We start from the raw sequence: 13,156 nt of genomic DNA, 5'->3' as shown, positions 1-13,156 counted from the left end.
TGCTGCCCCTCTAGGCGCTGCAAGCGAGGCTGACAATTCCGGTAAATCCTTCATCCCCCGTGCCAAAATTGGGCGTTGACGCCCAAACGCTGGCACTTTCCGCTTTGGGCTGGGTCCTGAGCGATCAGGACCGTGCCGAGCGCTTGCTCGCCCTGACCGGATTGACCCCCGAAAGCCTGCGCGAAAGACTCGGCGATCCCGCGCTCATGGGCGCCGTGCTCGACTTCCTCTGCGCCCACGAGCGCGACCTCGTGGCGGCGGCCGAAGCGCTCGACGTGCCCCCGCAAACGCTTGCGACCGCGCGCGAAAGGCTGGTCTCGTGAGCCGTCCCTTGATCATCACCGATTGCGACGAAGTGCTGCTGCACATGATCGTGCCCTATCGCGACTGGCTGGCAGAGCAGCACGGCATCGCCTTCGACCTCGGCCGCGGCGATTTCGCCCAGTCGATGACGCATGTCGGCACCGGCGACCAGATCGCCCCCGACGGCGTCTGGCGCTACCTCAACATGTTCTTCGACGACGAGATGCACCGGCAGTTTCCGATCGCCGGCGCGGTGGACGCCATGAAGGCCTTGGCCGAACATGCCGATGTGGTGGTGCTGACAAACCTGCTCGATCATCGTCAGCCGACGCGGACCCGCCAGCTCCGCGACCACGGCCTCGACCTGCGCGTCTTCACCAATCAGGGACCCAAAGGGCCGGCGCTCAAGGCGATTCTCGACGAATATCGGCCGAGCCGCGCGGTGTTCATCGACGATCTCGCGCAGCACCACGATTCGGCGGCGAGCCTGGTGCCCGAGCTACACCGCCTCCACCTCTGCGGCGAGCCGCTCCTAGCGCCGCACATCGCCTGCGCGCACAGCGCGGGCCACGCCCACGCCCGGATCGACGATTGGGCCAGCGCATTGCCCTGGCTGCTCGACAGCCTCCACACCGAAAAGACCCGGCAAAACGCTCCTGGGGAGACTGCATGACCACCGACGCCGCAATCGATGCCAAGCTTGCCGAACTGGGCCTGGTGCTGCCCGCACCCGCTGCGCCGGTGGCAGCCTATGTCCCGGTGGTCGTGGCGGGCGGGCTCGCGCATGTGTCGGGCCAATTGCCCTTCGTCGACGGCGCGCTGGTCAAGGGCCGGCTGGGCGAGAACGTCAGCGCCGAGCAGGGCTACGAAGCCGCACGCGCTTGCGGCCTCATGATCCTGGCGCAGCTCCGCGCCGCACTCGGCTCGCTCGACCGCATCGAGCGTATCGTCAAGCTGGGCGCCTTCGTGAGCTCGACCGGCGATTTCACTGAGCAGCCGAAAGTGGCGAACGGCGCCTCGGAACTAATGGCCGCGCTGTTCGGCGAGGCCGGCAAGCACGCGCGCAGCGCCGTCGGAGTGCCGGTGCTGCCGCTGGGCGCTGCCGTCGAGGTCGATGCGATTGTCGCCGTTCGCGCCGATTGATCGCTGGCTGGCGCCGGCGCCCGACCCCGCCCGTGTGGCGTGGATCGGCGCGCACGTCTTCGCGCATCGCGGACTGCACGGCGCCGATAGGCCCGAGAATTCGCCGAGCGCCTTCGCTGCGGCGATTGACCGCCGTTTCGGCATCGAGTGCGACATCCAGCGCTCGGGTGACGGCCAGGCCATGGTCTTTCACGATTGGGAGCTCGAGCGCCTCACCGGTGCGAGCGGCCCTGTCGCCAAGCGGACGGCGGCCAATCTCGGTTCCATCGCGCTGAGCGGCAGCGGCGACACCATTCCGACCTTGCGCAACCTGATCGATCAGGTCGCCGGGCGGGTGCCGCTGCTGATCGAGATCAAGTCGCGACGCGACATGCGCATCGCGCCGGTCTGCCTGGCGGTGCGCCGCGTGCTCGAAGGCTATCGCGGCGCCCACGCGGTGATGAGCTTCGACCCGCGCGTGGTCCATTGGTTCGCGCGGCAGGCACCGCTGACCTTGCGCGGTCTCGTCGTCACCGAAGAAAATGCCAAGGACGCGATTGGCGCCTTCAAGCGGCATCTCGCGCTGTGGCGGGCCAAGCCGCATTTCCTCGCCTACGATATCCGCGACCTGCCCAGCGCTTTCGCCGAGAGCCAGCGCAAGCGGGGTCTGCCCGTCGCGAGCTGGACCGTGCGGAGCGCCGAACTGCGCGCGCGCGCCGCCGAGCATGCCGACGCGCCGATCGCCGAGGGAGCCGGCATCGCGTGAGCGAGGCCGATCTCACCGTCCGGGTCCTGTCGGCGGTCGGCGAGACCGAGGCCGCCGAATGGGACGCGCTGACCGCCGAAGATCCCGGTGGCGCCAACCCCTTCGTCAGCCACGCCTTCCTGACCGCGATGGAGGATTCGGGAAGCGTCGGCCAGGGCACCGGCTGGCTGCCGAGACCACTGGTGATCGACGGCCCGGACGGCCGCCTCGCCGGGGCTCTCCCGGCCTATGTCAAGGCGCACAGCCAGGGCGAATACGTGTTCGATCACAGCTGGGCCGATGCCTGGCACCGCGCTGGCGGGTCCTATTACCCCAAGCTGCAGATCGCCGTACCGTTCACCCCGGCGACCGGCCCGCGCGTGCTGACGCGCGAATCCGCGCTGGCCACGCCGCTGCTACATGCGGCCGAGCGGTTCTGCGCGGCACAAGGTCTGTCCTCGGCCCATGCGACCTTCATCGCGCCCGAACAGGCGCCGCTGTTCGAGAGGGCCGGTTGGCTGCTGCGCGACGACATCCAGTTCCACTGGACCAACCGCGGCTATGCCAGCTTCGACGATTTCCTGGGGGCGCTGTCGTCGCGCAAGCGCAAGGACCTGCGCAAGGAGCGGGCGGCGGCGCAGGAGGGCGTGACGATCCGCGCATTGCGCGGCGACGCCATCCGTGCCGAACATTGGGACGCCTTCTGGCATTTCTATCAGGACACCGGCGCGCGCAAATGGGGTCAGCCCTATCTGACGCGCGAAGCCTTCACCCTGCTCGGCGAGCGGATGGCGGACAAGATCCTGCTGGTGCTGGCTTTCATCGAGGACACGCCGGTGGCGGGCGCGCTCAACTTCATCGGCGGCGACGCACTTTACGGACGGTACTGGGGCGCCGTGATCGACAAGCCGTTCCTCCATTTCGAGCTCTGCTATTACCAGGCGATCGACGCGGCGATCGCGCTCGGGCTCGAACGGGTGGAGGCAGGCGCGCAAGGCGGCCACAAGCTGGCGCGTGGCTACGAACCGGTGCGCACGATTTCGGCGCATTACATCGTCCACGCGGGCTTTCGCGAGGCCGTGGCCGATTTCCTTTTGCGCGAACGCGAAGGGATTGAGAGCGATCAGCTTTATCTCGGCGGTCGAACGCCGTTTCGTAAGGATGACATGTCCCGGCCCTGATCCGGGACTGGCAGGACGCTCAGCGCTGTCCTGCTGTGATAGTCGGCGTATCCGCCTACGCCGCTATGGTCTTCAGGCCGCTTTCCGGCTTGTAGCAGCCAGCCACTGGCGCGCTCGGCGCTGGGCTTCTGCGATTTCACGCGCAGTCATCTCTTCGGAGATGTCGGCGCGGCACATCTGGGCTTCTTCGTGACCGACGACCGCGGCCAGGTTGAACCACTTGTGGGCTTCGACGAGATCGACGGCAATGCCGTGTCCGCCGGTCGAGAAGGCAACGCCGAGTTCGAAATAGGCGTTGATGTCGCCGTGCGCCGCATTGGCGAGGCAACGGGCCACCATCATGTCGCCGGCCGTATCGTGGCACTCGCTGACGGTGGAGAGATCGACTTCATGTAACCATGCTTTGCTCATCGGGATGCCCCTTCATAAAAACCGGGCCCTCCTTCGCCCGTCCATGGCAGGAGAATTGCCAGATTTATGGTCAACAAAGCGTTAACGCCGCACGCAAAATCGCGGGATCGCACTTCGACATAGGTCTAACCCTGAAAGCGCATCGAAATTTCGCGTAGGACAACCGCCATTGCCGCTTGTGCGGTTCCGGGGGGGCAACTATAGGCGCGACAACCGTGGCTCGCTCTACGTCACCGGCAAAAGCCGGGACAGCATAACGCAAGCGGCCCTGGGGAGGAGTGGTGCGGAGACTCTGATGGCGACTGCCCTTGCTGATGAAATCGACGTTCTTGCTAAGGCCAAACGTGCGATTGGGGGGGATTACGCCCCCAGTGAAGACGAACCCTACATGTCCGAGGCGCAGCAGGATTATTTCCGCCGCCTGCTCGGTGAATGGAAGAAGTCGATCCTGAACTCTGCGGCGGACACGCTACAGCAGCTCCAGGAAGGCCCGATCCGCGAGCCCGACCTCAACGATCGCGCATCGAGCGAGACCGATTGGGGTATCGAGCTGCGTACGCGCGATCGCCAGCGCAAGCTGATCGCCAAGATCGATTCGGCGCTGCGCCGCATCGAGGAAGGCGAATACGGCTACTGCGAAGTCACCGGCGAGCCGATCGGCATCGGTCGACTCATCGCGCGACCCGTCGCGACGATGACGGTCGAGGCTCAGCAGGCACACGAACGCCGCGAAAAGATCTCCCGCGACGACTGACGGCCTTCGTTTCCGATACGGATCTACCAAGGCTCCGATTAAGGCTTTGTTGGGCAGTTCCATTTATCAGTCGGCGAGGTCACAGCCGGTATGATAGAGACTTGGCTGCACATGAGAGTCGCAGGATGGCGCTGGGCAATCGGCTAGGCGAGATGATGGACGGAAGCGAAAATAGGCAAATCGCGCGCGACAGCCTGTTCGTGATGGCCGACTTGCGCCTGCCGGGTTCGAACGACGAGCACCGAATCAAAGTGCGCAATCTTTCGGCTGGCGGCTTGATGGGCGAAGGTGCGGTGCGCGTCTCGCGCGGCGACGAAATCGAAATCAAGCTTCGCAACGTCGGTTGGGTCGCAGGTTCGGTCGCCTGGGTGCAGGACGACCGATTCGGCGTGGCCTTCCGCGACGAGATCGATCCCAAGGTCGCGCGCGCTTCGGTCGGCTCTGACAGCGCCGTCTCGCCGCTCCATCGCCCGGCGCCACGCGAAGCCCGCGCGCTGCGCAAGATCTGATCGCGGCGGACCGCAAGCGCGATCCGCATTTCCGATTCTCGGCAAAATCCGGTAGTCCTCGCGCCGTGCGCAAGGCTTTCCAGATCGCCACCCGAAATCTTTGGCTCTCCGCCTTGCTGCTGCTGGCCGCCTGCGGTTCCGGCCAGGATGCCGCGCTGAGCGTCGTCGCGATCGGCAGTCCCGCCACGCCGTTCGAAAGGGGCGTGCGCCTGCCACCCGCGGCGCGGCTGATCCGCGGCGCGACGAGCGAGGGAATCGTCGCCTTCGACGAACAGGGTCAGGTCGTACCCGCGCTGGCCGATCGCTGGATCGTGACCGATGACGGCCTCAGCTACATCTTCCGGCTGCGCGACGGCACCTGGGCAGATGGCAGCCCACTGACCGCGCAGACGCTGCGCACCGCCCTGCGCGAGACCATGGCGAGCCTGCGCGGAACCCCGCTCGCGCTCGACCTCGCAGAAATCGGCGAAATCCGCGTCATGACCGGGCGCGTCATCGAGATCCGGCTCGCCGCACCGATGCCGAACCTGCTGCAGCTCCTCGCCCAGCCGGAACTCGGCATCGCCCCGAATGGACGCGGCACCGGGCCGATGCGATTGGCGCGCCAGGGCGACGTCGCCATGCTGACCCCGATCGCCCCCGAGGCGCGCGGACTGCCCGCGGTGGAAGGCTGGGCCGGCCACGTGCGTCCGCTGCGCCTCCGCGCGCTGCCGGCCGAGCAGGCGGTGGACCTGTTCAACAGCGGCGAGGCCGACGTCCTGCTCGGCGGCCGGATCGAGGACTTCCCGCTCGCGCGGTCGGTCGGGCTGATCCGCGGGACGATCCAGCTCGACCCCGTCATGGGCCTGTTCGGCCTCGCCGTAGCCGACGGCCAGGGCTTCCTGGCTGCTCCGGAGAACCGCGAGGCGGTAGCCCTGGCGATCGACCGCGAGGCACTGATCGCACCGTTCGGCCTCGGCGGCTGGACCCCGACGACCCGAATCGTCGGCACCGGCGTGGCCGACGATCCCGGCTCGATCGGCGAACGCTGGGCCGGGCTCAATATCGACGAACGCCGCGCACAGGCCGCCGCGCGCGTTGCAGGCTGGCGCCGCGGACATGGCAATGCGCCGCTGTCGCTGCGGCTAGCACTGCCGGGCGGCCTGGGTGGGAAGTTCCTGTTCGAGCGCCTCCAGGCCGATCTCGAGGCGATCGGCGTTCAAGCGCTGCGGGTTGGTGCCGACGACGACGCCGACCTGCGACTGTTCGAAGCGGTGGCGCGCTATCCGCGTGTCGGCTGGTACATGAACCAGCTGAGCTGTGCCGGCCAGCGGGGGCTCTGCAGCGAAAGCGCCGACCGCACGCTCGAGCAGGCCCAACGTGCGATCGATCCCGCGGTTCGTGCCGAGCTTTTGGCCGATGCCGAGGCCGAATTGACCAAGGCCAACGTATTCATTCCGTTCGGTCCGCCGATCCGCTGGTCACTGGTCCGCGGCGACGTTCACGGCTTCGCCACCAATCGTTGGAACGTTCATCCCTTGATGCCCATGGCCCAGCGCCCCAAATAGGAGGTAGGGCCGCCGCCTTGCGGTTGCGGACGATGAACAGGATTAGGAGCGAGATGGCCGGTTCGGCACAAGAGGCGCGCCGCATGGCGCCCGAATTTCCTCTCGGCCGTGACGGCGCTTCGGTGCGGCAGCGCGTCGAGGCGGTCGAGAAGCTGCTCGAGCGCAGCTTCACCCTGCCGGGCACCAACCAGCCGGTGGGTCTCGACGCGATCATCGGTCTGGTGCCTGTCGCGGGCGACGCGGTGGGTGCGCTGATGGGGCTTTACCTCGTCTGGGAAGCGCGCAATCTCGGCATGTCGAAGTGGCAGATGACTCGCATGCTGGGCAATGTCGGGCTCGACACGGTGATCGGGGCGATCCCCTTCGTCGGCTTGGTCGGCGACTTCCTGTTTCGTTCGAACAGCCGCAACCTCAAGATCGTGCGCAAGCATCTCGACAAACACCATCCTGGCTCGCGCGTGATCGAAGGCTAGCGGTACCGGCGCCATGGGCTATGATGGCTCCATGCGAATGGCCCTTCCTCTGGTCGTCCTGCTGGCGCTCGCCGCCTGCGGCAAGTCGGACAATGCGCCCGGCCCCGGCGGGGTCACGGTCGGCGAGGCGCGCGCGCTCGACGAGGCGGCCGAGATGATCGAGAAGCGCCAGCATCCCATCGCTCAGCCAACGACTGCGGCTTCGCCCATTACCCCTACGCCACCGTCCTAGAATCAGTCGAACTTCACCTTGCCGCGCCCGGCCTTGACGGCGCCGCGGATTTTCTTGCCGGCCAGGCGCTGAACCTTGCCGACGCGGTTGAGCCGCGATTTCGCGCGCTTCTCGGGCAGATTGTGCGCATCGCGCAGCAGTTCGGCCAGGCGCTCGCGCGCATCGGTGCGGTTGGCCTCCTGTGTGCGGAAGCGCCGCGCGGTCATGATCAGCTCGCCCTTGGCGGTCATCTTGCTGCCCGCCAGCTCGCGGAAGCGGTGGAACACCGCCGGCGCCAGCCGCACCGCGAAGACGTCGAGCCGGATCTGCACCGCGGTGGCGACCTTGTTGACGTTCTGCCCGCCGGGTCCGGCCGCGGCGATGAAGCTCTCCTCGATCAGCGAGAGCGCGCGCGCGATGACCGTGTCGACGGTCTCAGGCATCCGCGAAACCGAGTGCGACGAAGTCCGCCGGCAGCGGCGCCACCGCGACGATCGCCGGCTTGGTCTCGCGCTGGACGGTCAGCCCGGCGCCGTGGAGCATCGTGCGACCCGCACCGCCCGCCGTGCCGTAGACCGGATCGCCGAGCAGCGGCACGCCGAGGCCGGAGGCGGCGTGGACGCGGATCTGGTGGGTGCGGCCGGTCTCGGGGCGGAATTCGACCAGGGTCAGCCCGCCCGCGACCATGAGCTTGCGCCAATGGGTGATCGCGGGCTTGCCCTTCTTGGCCGGGATCATCCGCCAGCCCTTCTCGGCGCTGGAGATCTTCGACAGCGACAGCTCGATCGTGCCCTCGTCGGCCTCGAGCAGCCCGGCAACGATCGCGACATAGCGCTTCTCGACCAGCCGCGCCTCGAAGGCCGCGGAGAAGCGCTTGTGCGCCTTGGGATTGCGCGCGAGCAGCAGGCAGCCCGAGGTGTCCTGGTCGAGCCGGTGCACGGGCAACGGCTGGCGTTGGAAGCCGAAGCGCAGGTCGTCGAGGTAATCCTCGAGGCTGCGCCCGCCGGCGCGCGGCTGGTCGAGCGGCAGGCCCGCGGGCTTGTCGATGACCAGGGATTCGCCGTCTTCGAAGAGAATGGGTATGTTCATAGGGTTTCACGCGAAGCCGCGAAGGCGCGAAGAGGTCGCGCTGCGCTGCAGGCTTCGATCGTCTTTCTGAACTTGAGGCAGGAGAGAGCGGCTGCGCCGCCAGCGGGTCTTCTTTGCGTCTTCGCGGCTTCGCGTGAACTGACAGTCACGCCACAGCCTTGGCGATGCGACGCATCGCCTCAGCCAGGGTGGCATCGTCCGCCGCGAAGCTGATGCGGAAGCCATCCGCCCCGCCGAAGGCCGAGGCCGCGACGATCGCGACGCCGTGATCTAGCAGGTGGAAGGCGAGCTTCTCGTCGTCCCCGAACCGCGTCATCAGCGGCGCGGCGTCGACCATGCAGTAGAAGGCGCCGTCGGGCACGGGGGCCGACAGGCCCGGAATCGCGTTGACCGCGCCAACCACCAGGTCGCGCCGCGCGCGGAAGCGTTCGCGCCAGTCGAGCAGGAAATCCTGCGGGCCCTCGAAAGCCGCGACCGCCGCGGCCTGGCTCACCGAAGCAGGGTTGCCCGACGAGTGCGACTGCAGCTTTTCCATCGCCTGGATCAGCCAGGCCGGACCGGCGGCGACGCCGATGCGGAAGCCGGTCATCGCGTGGCTCTTCGACACGCCCGATACCGTCAGCACGCGGTCGGCCAGGTCGCGGCATTCGACCGCGAGCGTCGCGTGGGCGCCGTCGCCATAGCGGATCGGCGCATAGATATCGTCGCTCATCACCAGCACCTGCGGGTGACGGCGCAGGACTTCGCCGATCGCCTGCAGTTCCTCAGCGGGATAGGTCGCGCCCGTGGGATTGCCCGGACTGTTGAGCAGCAGCCAGCGCGAGTGCGGCGTGATCGCCGCCTCGAGCTGCGCGGCCGTGATGCGGAAGCCGCCCGCGGCATCGGTCGGCAGCTTGACCACTTCGCCACCGGCGAAGCGGACGATCTCGGGATAGGAGACCCACCACGGCGCCGAGATCAGCACTTCGTCGCCGGGATCGAGCGTCGCCAGCAGCGCGTGGAAGATCGCCTGCTTGCCGCCCGCGCTGATCGTCACCTGCGACGTCGGGACCGCGATGCCGAGATCGCGCGCGAAATGCAGCGCCGCCGCCGCCTTCATCCGCGCGGTGCCGCCGACCGCGGTGTACTTGGTGTCGCCGGCATCCATCGCAGTCTTGGCCGCGGCGATCACGTGCGCGGGCGTGGCGAAGTCGGGCTCGCCGACCGACAGCGAGATGATGTCGCGCCCCTGCGCCTTGAGCGCGATCGCGCGGTCGGTCATGGCCGTGGTCTGCGAAGGGGCGATGCGCGACAGCGCGATAGAGGTCTGGGTCATGGCAAAAGTCTGGCCGGCATCAGCCCGCGCAGGGCATTGCCGATCAGGAAGCCGGGGCCGAGGTCCGCCAGGGTCAGCTCGGCTTCCTCGGCGCGACCGTCCTCGATCAACTTGCGGCGCAGCACGCCCGGCAGCAGGCCCAGGCCGAGCGGCGGGGTCAGCAGCTTGCCGTCGCGCTCGACGAAGATCGTGGTGAAGCAACCCTCGGTGACGAGCCCGTCGCTGCGCAGGAACAGCGCCTCCTCGGCGCCTTCCCGGCGGGCGGCGGTGAGGCCGATCTCGTAGAAACCGCGGTCCGAGTTCTTGTGACGCAGCCGCCAGTCGCCGGGATCGACGGGCAGCCGGAACACCGCGCAGGGCGCGGGATCGGGCAAAGGCGGCGGCAGGTCGGCGAGTTCGAGGCTGAACGAACCGCTCTTGGCCACGACCAGCCGGAGCTTCGAGGGCTGATCGGCCTCGAAGCAGAGCGCCTGGATCGCATTGCGCACGGCGTGGCGATCGAAGACGAAACCGAGTTCGGTGGCACTGGCCTTCATCCGTTCGAGATGGAGCTCGAGCAGCGGTATGCCGTCGTCGGGCGTGAAGGCCATGGTCTCGATCAGATCGAAACTCTCGGCAGATTCTCGCACGAAACCCCCTTTGACCAGGCACTCTCGCCATTCGCCCGGCGCATCGGAATCGGCGACGATCGCCGAGCCCACCCCTAGCACCGCACGGCCCCCGTTCTCCCCGGGGGTCAGACGCAGAGTGCGGATTGCCACATTGAACGCGCTATCGCCAGAGGCATCGATTCTGCCGATAGATCCGCAATATGCGCCGCGGGCATCACGCTCGACCTGATGTATCAGTTCCATCGCCCGGATTTTCGGCGCGCCGGTGATCGAGCCGCAAGGGAACAGCGCGCGGATCATGTCGACCGCGCCTTTGCCCGGCAGTAGCCGCGCGCGGACGGTCGAGACCATCTGGTGCACGGTCGGATAGGTCTCGACTGCGAAAGCCGCCTCGACGCGCACTGAGCCCGGCTCGGCGACACGCGACAGGTCGTTGCGCATCAGATCGAGGATCATCAGGTTCTCCGCGCGGTCCTTGACCGACGCGGCGAGTTCTTCGGCCAGCGCGCGGTCCTCCTCAGGCGTGCGGCCGCGCGGGCGCGTGCCCTTCATCGGCTTCACCGTCGCCGCGCCGTCCTTGAGCGCGAAGAACAGCTCGGGTGAGAAGCTGAGCAGCCAGTGCGCGCCGTCGAAGACCAGCCCGCCATAGCCCGCGGCGGCGGCCGGTCGGATCGCCGCGTAGAGCGCCAGCGGATCGCCCGACCAGGACGCGGCCAGCCGGAAGGTCTGGTTCGCCTGGTAGATGTCGCCGGCCTGGATCGCCGCCTGCAGGGTCGCAAAAGCGCGTTCGTAGCTGCCGAAGCTCGTCTGTGGCTCGACCGGACCGATCGTGCCCGGCCCGGCGGCATGGGCTGCCAGCCATTGCGGCATGTCGGCGGCGGCAATCGTCTCGTAGCCCGCGAAGGCGCCGAACCAGACGAGCGGCCCCGCCGCGCCCGCACGCTCGGCCGCGAGCGGCATCAGCCGCGGCTCGAGCGCGAGCCCGGCTTCGTAGGCGAGATAGCCGGCGAGTTCGTGGCCTGCCGAGTGGAGTTCCGCGATCCGCGCGAGCGCCGGGGCGACCTCTTCGGGCCGCCGCGCGACGACCCGCTCGACCGGCGCGCGATAGAGCCGCGCGTCGCTCGCGCCCGTGCTGCGGGCATCGTCGAGCAGGATGAAGGGTTCCGCCATGCCGGGCCGCCTCTAGCCCCATCGTCATCCCCGCGAAAGCGGGGATGACGTGTTGGGAAGAGGGCGACGGCATCGCAAAAAGTCTCTCGCCGCCACCCGCGCCGCCCGGTATCACCCACACCACAAATCGGATGGAGCAGCGGATGAGCGAGATCTACGTCGGCCTGGGCGCGAACGGCGAGCGGCAGGTGCTCCATCTCGGGCGGGCGAACCGCCACGGCCTGATCGCCGGCGCCACCGGCACGGGCAAGACCGTGACGCTGCAGACCATTGCCGAGCAGTTCTCCGCCGCGGGCGTGCCCGTGTTCCTGGCCGACGTGAAGGGCGATCTCTCGGGCGTGGCCATGGCCGGCAGCCCGCAGTTCAAGAACGCCGCGATCCTCGAGGCGCGCGCCAAGGAGATCGGCATCGAGGGTTACGCCTACGGCGACAATCCGGCGATCTACTGGGATCTCTACGGCGAGCAGGGCCACCCGATCCGCACGACGATCTCCGAGATGGGGCCGCTGCTGCTGGCGCGGCTGCTGGGGCTCAACGAGACGCAGGAGGGCGTGCTCAACGTCGCATTCCGCTATGCCGACGACAACGGCTGGCTACTGCTCGACCTCGAGGATCTCCAGGCCGTGCTCGCCGCGACCGCCGAGAATGCGAGCGCGCTGGCGACCAAGTACGGCAACGTCACCAAGGCCTCGGTCGGCACGATCCAGCGCCAGCTGCTCTCGTTCGAGAGCCAGGGCGCGGCCTCGTTCTTCGGCGAACCCGCCTTCGAGATCGCCGATTTCCTGCGCGCCGACGACCAAGGCCGCGGCTACGTCAACATCCTCGCCGCCAACAAGCTGATGCAGAGCCCCAAGCTCTACGCCACCTTCCTGCTGTGGCTGCTGTCCGAGCTGTTCGAGGCGCTGCCCGAGGTCGGCGATCCCGACAAGCCCAAGCTCGTGTTCTTCTTCGACGAGGCGCATCTGCTGTTCGAGGACACTCCCGACGCGCTGATGGACAAGGTCGAGCAGGTCGTGCGCCTGGTCCGCTCGAAGGGCGTGGGCGTCTATTTCATCACGCAAAACCCGATCGACATTCCCGAGAAGATCGCCGGCCAGCTCGGCAACCGCGTCCAGCACGCGCTGCGCGCCTTCACCCCGCGCGACCAGCGCGCGATCAAGGCCGCGGCCGAGACCTTCCGCATCAATCCCGATCTGAATGTCGCCCAGGCGATCACCGAACTGAAGGTCGGCGAGGCGCTGGTCTCGACGCTGCAGGAAGACGGCAGTCCCTCGGTGGTCCAGCGCACCCTCGTGGCGCCGCCGCGTTCGCGGCTCGGGCCGGTAACCGATAAGGAGCGCGCGGTCGTCCAGTCGATCAGCCCCTGCGAGGGCAAGTACGACACCGCGGTCGATCGCGACAGCGCCGCCGAAGTGCTGGAACGCAAGGCGCAGGACGCCGTCGCCGCAGCGCAGGTCGTCGAGGAGAAGGGCGAGGACGCGCAGCGTGCGCAACCGCGCCAGTCGCCCTCGCTGTGGGAGAAAGCGGGCAAGGCTGCGCTCGGCGCCGCCGCGGCTTCGGCCGGGACGATGGTCGCGCGCTCGATGAGCGGCAAGAAGTCGAGCGCTTCGCCGATGGCCTCGGCCGCGACCGCCGCGGTCGGCGCGGTGCTCGGCAGCGGCGCGCTCGGGCGGTTCGCGCGGGGGTTGCTGGGCGGGCTGCTGCGCTGACGGCAG

General features: G+C 68.1%; 16 protein-coding genes. 11 read left to right on the top strand and 5 right to left on the bottom strand.

The window, feature by feature from the left end; translation table 11 throughout:
* Positions 1 to 59 precede the first annotated feature (59 nt).
* Genes WG901_RS11175 through WG901_RS11155 form a run of 5 tightly spaced genes read left to right on the top strand, consistent with a single transcriptional unit; the run spans position 60 to position 3,351 of the window.
* Positions 60 to 323: a DUF3572 domain-containing protein gene (locus tag WG901_RS11175; RefSeq protein WP_339587144.1), complete on the top strand. Its 264-nt coding sequence runs from the start codon at positions 60 to 62 to the stop codon at positions 321 to 323.
* Positions 320 to 976 carry an HAD family hydrolase gene (locus WG901_RS11170; protein ID WP_339587143.1) on the top strand — a complete coding sequence of 219 codons (657 nt, stop codon included), beginning with the start codon at positions 320 to 322 and terminating at the stop codon, positions 974 to 976. The genes WG901_RS11175 and WG901_RS11170 overlap by 4 nt, the downstream gene beginning before the upstream one ends.
* Positions 973 to 1,446 carry a RidA family protein gene (locus tag WG901_RS11165; RefSeq protein ID WP_339587142.1) on the top strand — a complete coding sequence of 158 codons (474 nt, stop codon included), beginning with the start codon at positions 973 to 975 and terminating at the stop codon, positions 1,444 to 1,446. Before WG901_RS11170 ends, WG901_RS11165 begins: the two co-directional genes overlap by 4 nt.
* Positions 1,418 to 2,191: a glycerophosphodiester phosphodiesterase family protein gene (locus tag WG901_RS11160; protein ID WP_339587141.1), complete on the top strand. Its 774-nt coding sequence runs from the start codon at positions 1,418 to 1,420 to the stop codon at positions 2,189 to 2,191. The genes WG901_RS11165 and WG901_RS11160 overlap by 29 nt, the downstream gene beginning before the upstream one ends.
* On the top strand, positions 2,188 to 3,351 hold the full coding sequence (locus WG901_RS11155) for a GNAT family N-acetyltransferase (RefSeq protein WP_339587140.1): 1,164 nt from the start codon (positions 2,188 to 2,190) through the stop codon (positions 3,349 to 3,351). Before WG901_RS11160 ends, WG901_RS11155 begins: the two co-directional genes overlap by 4 nt.
* Before the next feature lie 72 nt (positions 3,352 to 3,423).
* On the opposite strand, the gene WG901_RS11150 is transcribed toward WG901_RS11155, so the two are convergent.
* Positions 3,424 to 3,762, bottom strand: coding sequence for an SEL1-like repeat protein (locus WG901_RS11150; protein WP_264444469.1), 339 nt, complete (start codon positions 3,760 to 3,762; stop codon positions 3,424 to 3,426).
* 295 nt (positions 3,763 to 4,057) lie between these two features.
* Between WG901_RS11150 and dksA the strand changes: the two genes are divergently transcribed.
* The 5 genes from dksA to WG901_RS11125 all read left to right on the top strand — a co-directional run bounded on the left by dksA (position 4,058) and on the right by WG901_RS11125 (position 7,277).
* Complete coding sequence (gene dksA / locus WG901_RS11145; RefSeq protein WP_339587706.1) at positions 4,058 to 4,516, top strand: RNA polymerase-binding protein DksA; 459 nt, start codon at positions 4,058 to 4,060, stop codon at positions 4,514 to 4,516.
* Positions 4,517 to 4,641: 125 nt separating this feature from the next.
* Positions 4,642 to 5,025, top strand: a complete 384-nt coding sequence (locus tag WG901_RS11140; RefSeq protein WP_417602756.1) for a PilZ domain-containing protein — start codon at positions 4,642 to 4,644, stop codon at positions 5,023 to 5,025.
* A 65-nt stretch (positions 5,026 to 5,090) separates the two neighbouring features.
* Positions 5,091 to 6,572, top strand: a complete 1,482-nt coding sequence (locus WG901_RS11135) for an ABC transporter substrate-binding protein (RefSeq protein WP_339587139.1) — start codon at positions 5,091 to 5,093, stop codon at positions 6,570 to 6,572.
* Between the two features lie 53 nt (positions 6,573 to 6,625).
* Positions 6,626 to 7,045 (top strand): DUF4112 domain-containing protein, encoded by a 420-nt coding sequence (locus WG901_RS11130; RefSeq protein WP_339587704.1) that lies wholly within the window; start codon positions 6,626 to 6,628, stop codon positions 7,043 to 7,045.
* 37 nt (positions 7,046 to 7,082) lie between these two features.
* Entirely contained in the window at positions 7,083 to 7,277 is a 195-nt protein-coding gene (locus tag WG901_RS11125; protein WP_339587138.1) for a hypothetical protein, read from the top strand.
* A gap of 2 nt (positions 7,278 to 7,279) precedes the next feature.
* Here the strand turns inward: WG901_RS11125 and arfB are convergent, their stop codons facing one another.
* From arfB to pabB, 4 genes are all read right to left on the bottom strand, one after another.
* Complete coding sequence (gene arfB / locus WG901_RS11120; RefSeq protein ID WP_339587137.1) at positions 7,280 to 7,699, bottom strand: alternative ribosome rescue aminoacyl-tRNA hydrolase ArfB; 420 nt, start codon at positions 7,697 to 7,699, stop codon at positions 7,280 to 7,282.
* Positions 7,692 to 8,345: an RluA family pseudouridine synthase gene (locus WG901_RS11115; RefSeq protein ID WP_339587136.1), complete on the bottom strand. Its 654-nt coding sequence runs from the start codon at positions 8,343 to 8,345 to the stop codon at positions 7,692 to 7,694. Before WG901_RS11115 ends, arfB begins: the two co-directional genes overlap by 8 nt.
* 145 nt (positions 8,346 to 8,490) lie before the next feature.
* Complete coding sequence (locus WG901_RS11110) at positions 8,491 to 9,660, bottom strand: pyridoxal phosphate-dependent aminotransferase (protein WP_339587135.1); 1,170 nt, start codon at positions 9,658 to 9,660, stop codon at positions 8,491 to 8,493.
* Entirely contained in the window at positions 9,657 to 11,441 is a 1,785-nt protein-coding gene (gene pabB / locus WG901_RS11105; protein ID WP_339587134.1) for an aminodeoxychorismate synthase component I, read from the bottom strand. The genes WG901_RS11110 and pabB overlap by 4 nt, the downstream gene beginning before the upstream one ends.
* A gap of 143 nt (positions 11,442 to 11,584) precedes the next feature.
* On the opposite strand from pabB, the gene WG901_RS11100 reads away from it, so the two are divergent.
* Positions 11,585 to 13,150: a helicase HerA-like domain-containing protein gene (locus WG901_RS11100; protein WP_339587133.1), complete on the top strand. Its 1,566-nt coding sequence runs from the start codon at positions 11,585 to 11,587 to the stop codon at positions 13,148 to 13,150.
* Positions 13,151 to 13,156: the final 6 nt, after the last annotated feature.

It is taken from the genome of Novosphingobium anseongense, from assembly GCF_037482895.1.
In the GTDB taxonomy this organism is placed as follows: Bacteria; Pseudomonadota; Alphaproteobacteria; order Sphingomonadales; family Sphingomonadaceae; genus Novosphingobium; species Novosphingobium anseongense.
Note: the sequence above shows the minus strand (reverse complement) of the source record. Positions and strands in the feature narration are given on the sequence as shown.

Excerpts from the sequence above, each read along its gene's own strand:
- WG901_RS11165 (WP_339587142.1), top strand. The coding sequence starts at position 973 with ATGACCACCGACGCCGCAATCGATGCCAAGCTTGCCGAACTGGGCCTG.
- WG901_RS11160 (WP_339587141.1), top strand. The coding sequence starts at position 1,418 with ATGCGATTGTCGCCGTTCGCGCCGATTGATCGCTGGCTGGCGCCGGCG.
- WG901_RS11150 (WP_264444469.1), bottom strand. The coding sequence starts at position 3,762 with ATGAGCAAAGCATGGTTACATGAAGTCGATCTCTCCACCGTCAGCGAG.
- dksA (WP_339587706.1), top strand. The coding sequence starts at position 4,058 with ATGGCGACTGCCCTTGCTGATGAAATCGACGTTCTTGCTAAGGCCAAA.
- WG901_RS11140 (WP_417602756.1), top strand. The coding sequence starts at position 4,642 with ATGGCGCTGGGCAATCGGCTAGGCGAGATGATGGACGGAAGCGAAAAT.
- WG901_RS11130 (WP_339587704.1), top strand. The coding sequence starts at position 6,626 with ATGGCCGGTTCGGCACAAGAGGCGCGCCGCATGGCGCCCGAATTTCCT.
- WG901_RS11125 (WP_339587138.1), top strand. The coding sequence starts at position 7,083 with ATGGCCCTTCCTCTGGTCGTCCTGCTGGCGCTCGCCGCCTGCGGCAAG.
- arfB (WP_339587137.1), bottom strand. The coding sequence starts at position 7,699 with ATGCCTGAGACCGTCGACACGGTCATCGCGCGCGCGCTCTCGCTGATC.
- WG901_RS11115 (WP_339587136.1), bottom strand. The coding sequence starts at position 8,345 with ATGAACATACCCATTCTCTTCGAAGACGGCGAATCCCTGGTCATCGAC.
- WG901_RS11110 (WP_339587135.1), bottom strand. The coding sequence starts at position 9,660 with ATGACCCAGACCTCTATCGCGCTGTCGCGCATCGCCCCTTCGCAGACC.
- pabB (WP_339587134.1), bottom strand. The coding sequence starts at position 11,441 with ATGGCGGAACCCTTCATCCTGCTCGACGATGCCCGCAGCACGGGCGCG.
- WG901_RS11100 (WP_339587133.1), top strand. The coding sequence starts at position 11,585 with ATGAGCGAGATCTACGTCGGCCTGGGCGCGAACGGCGAGCGGCAGGTG.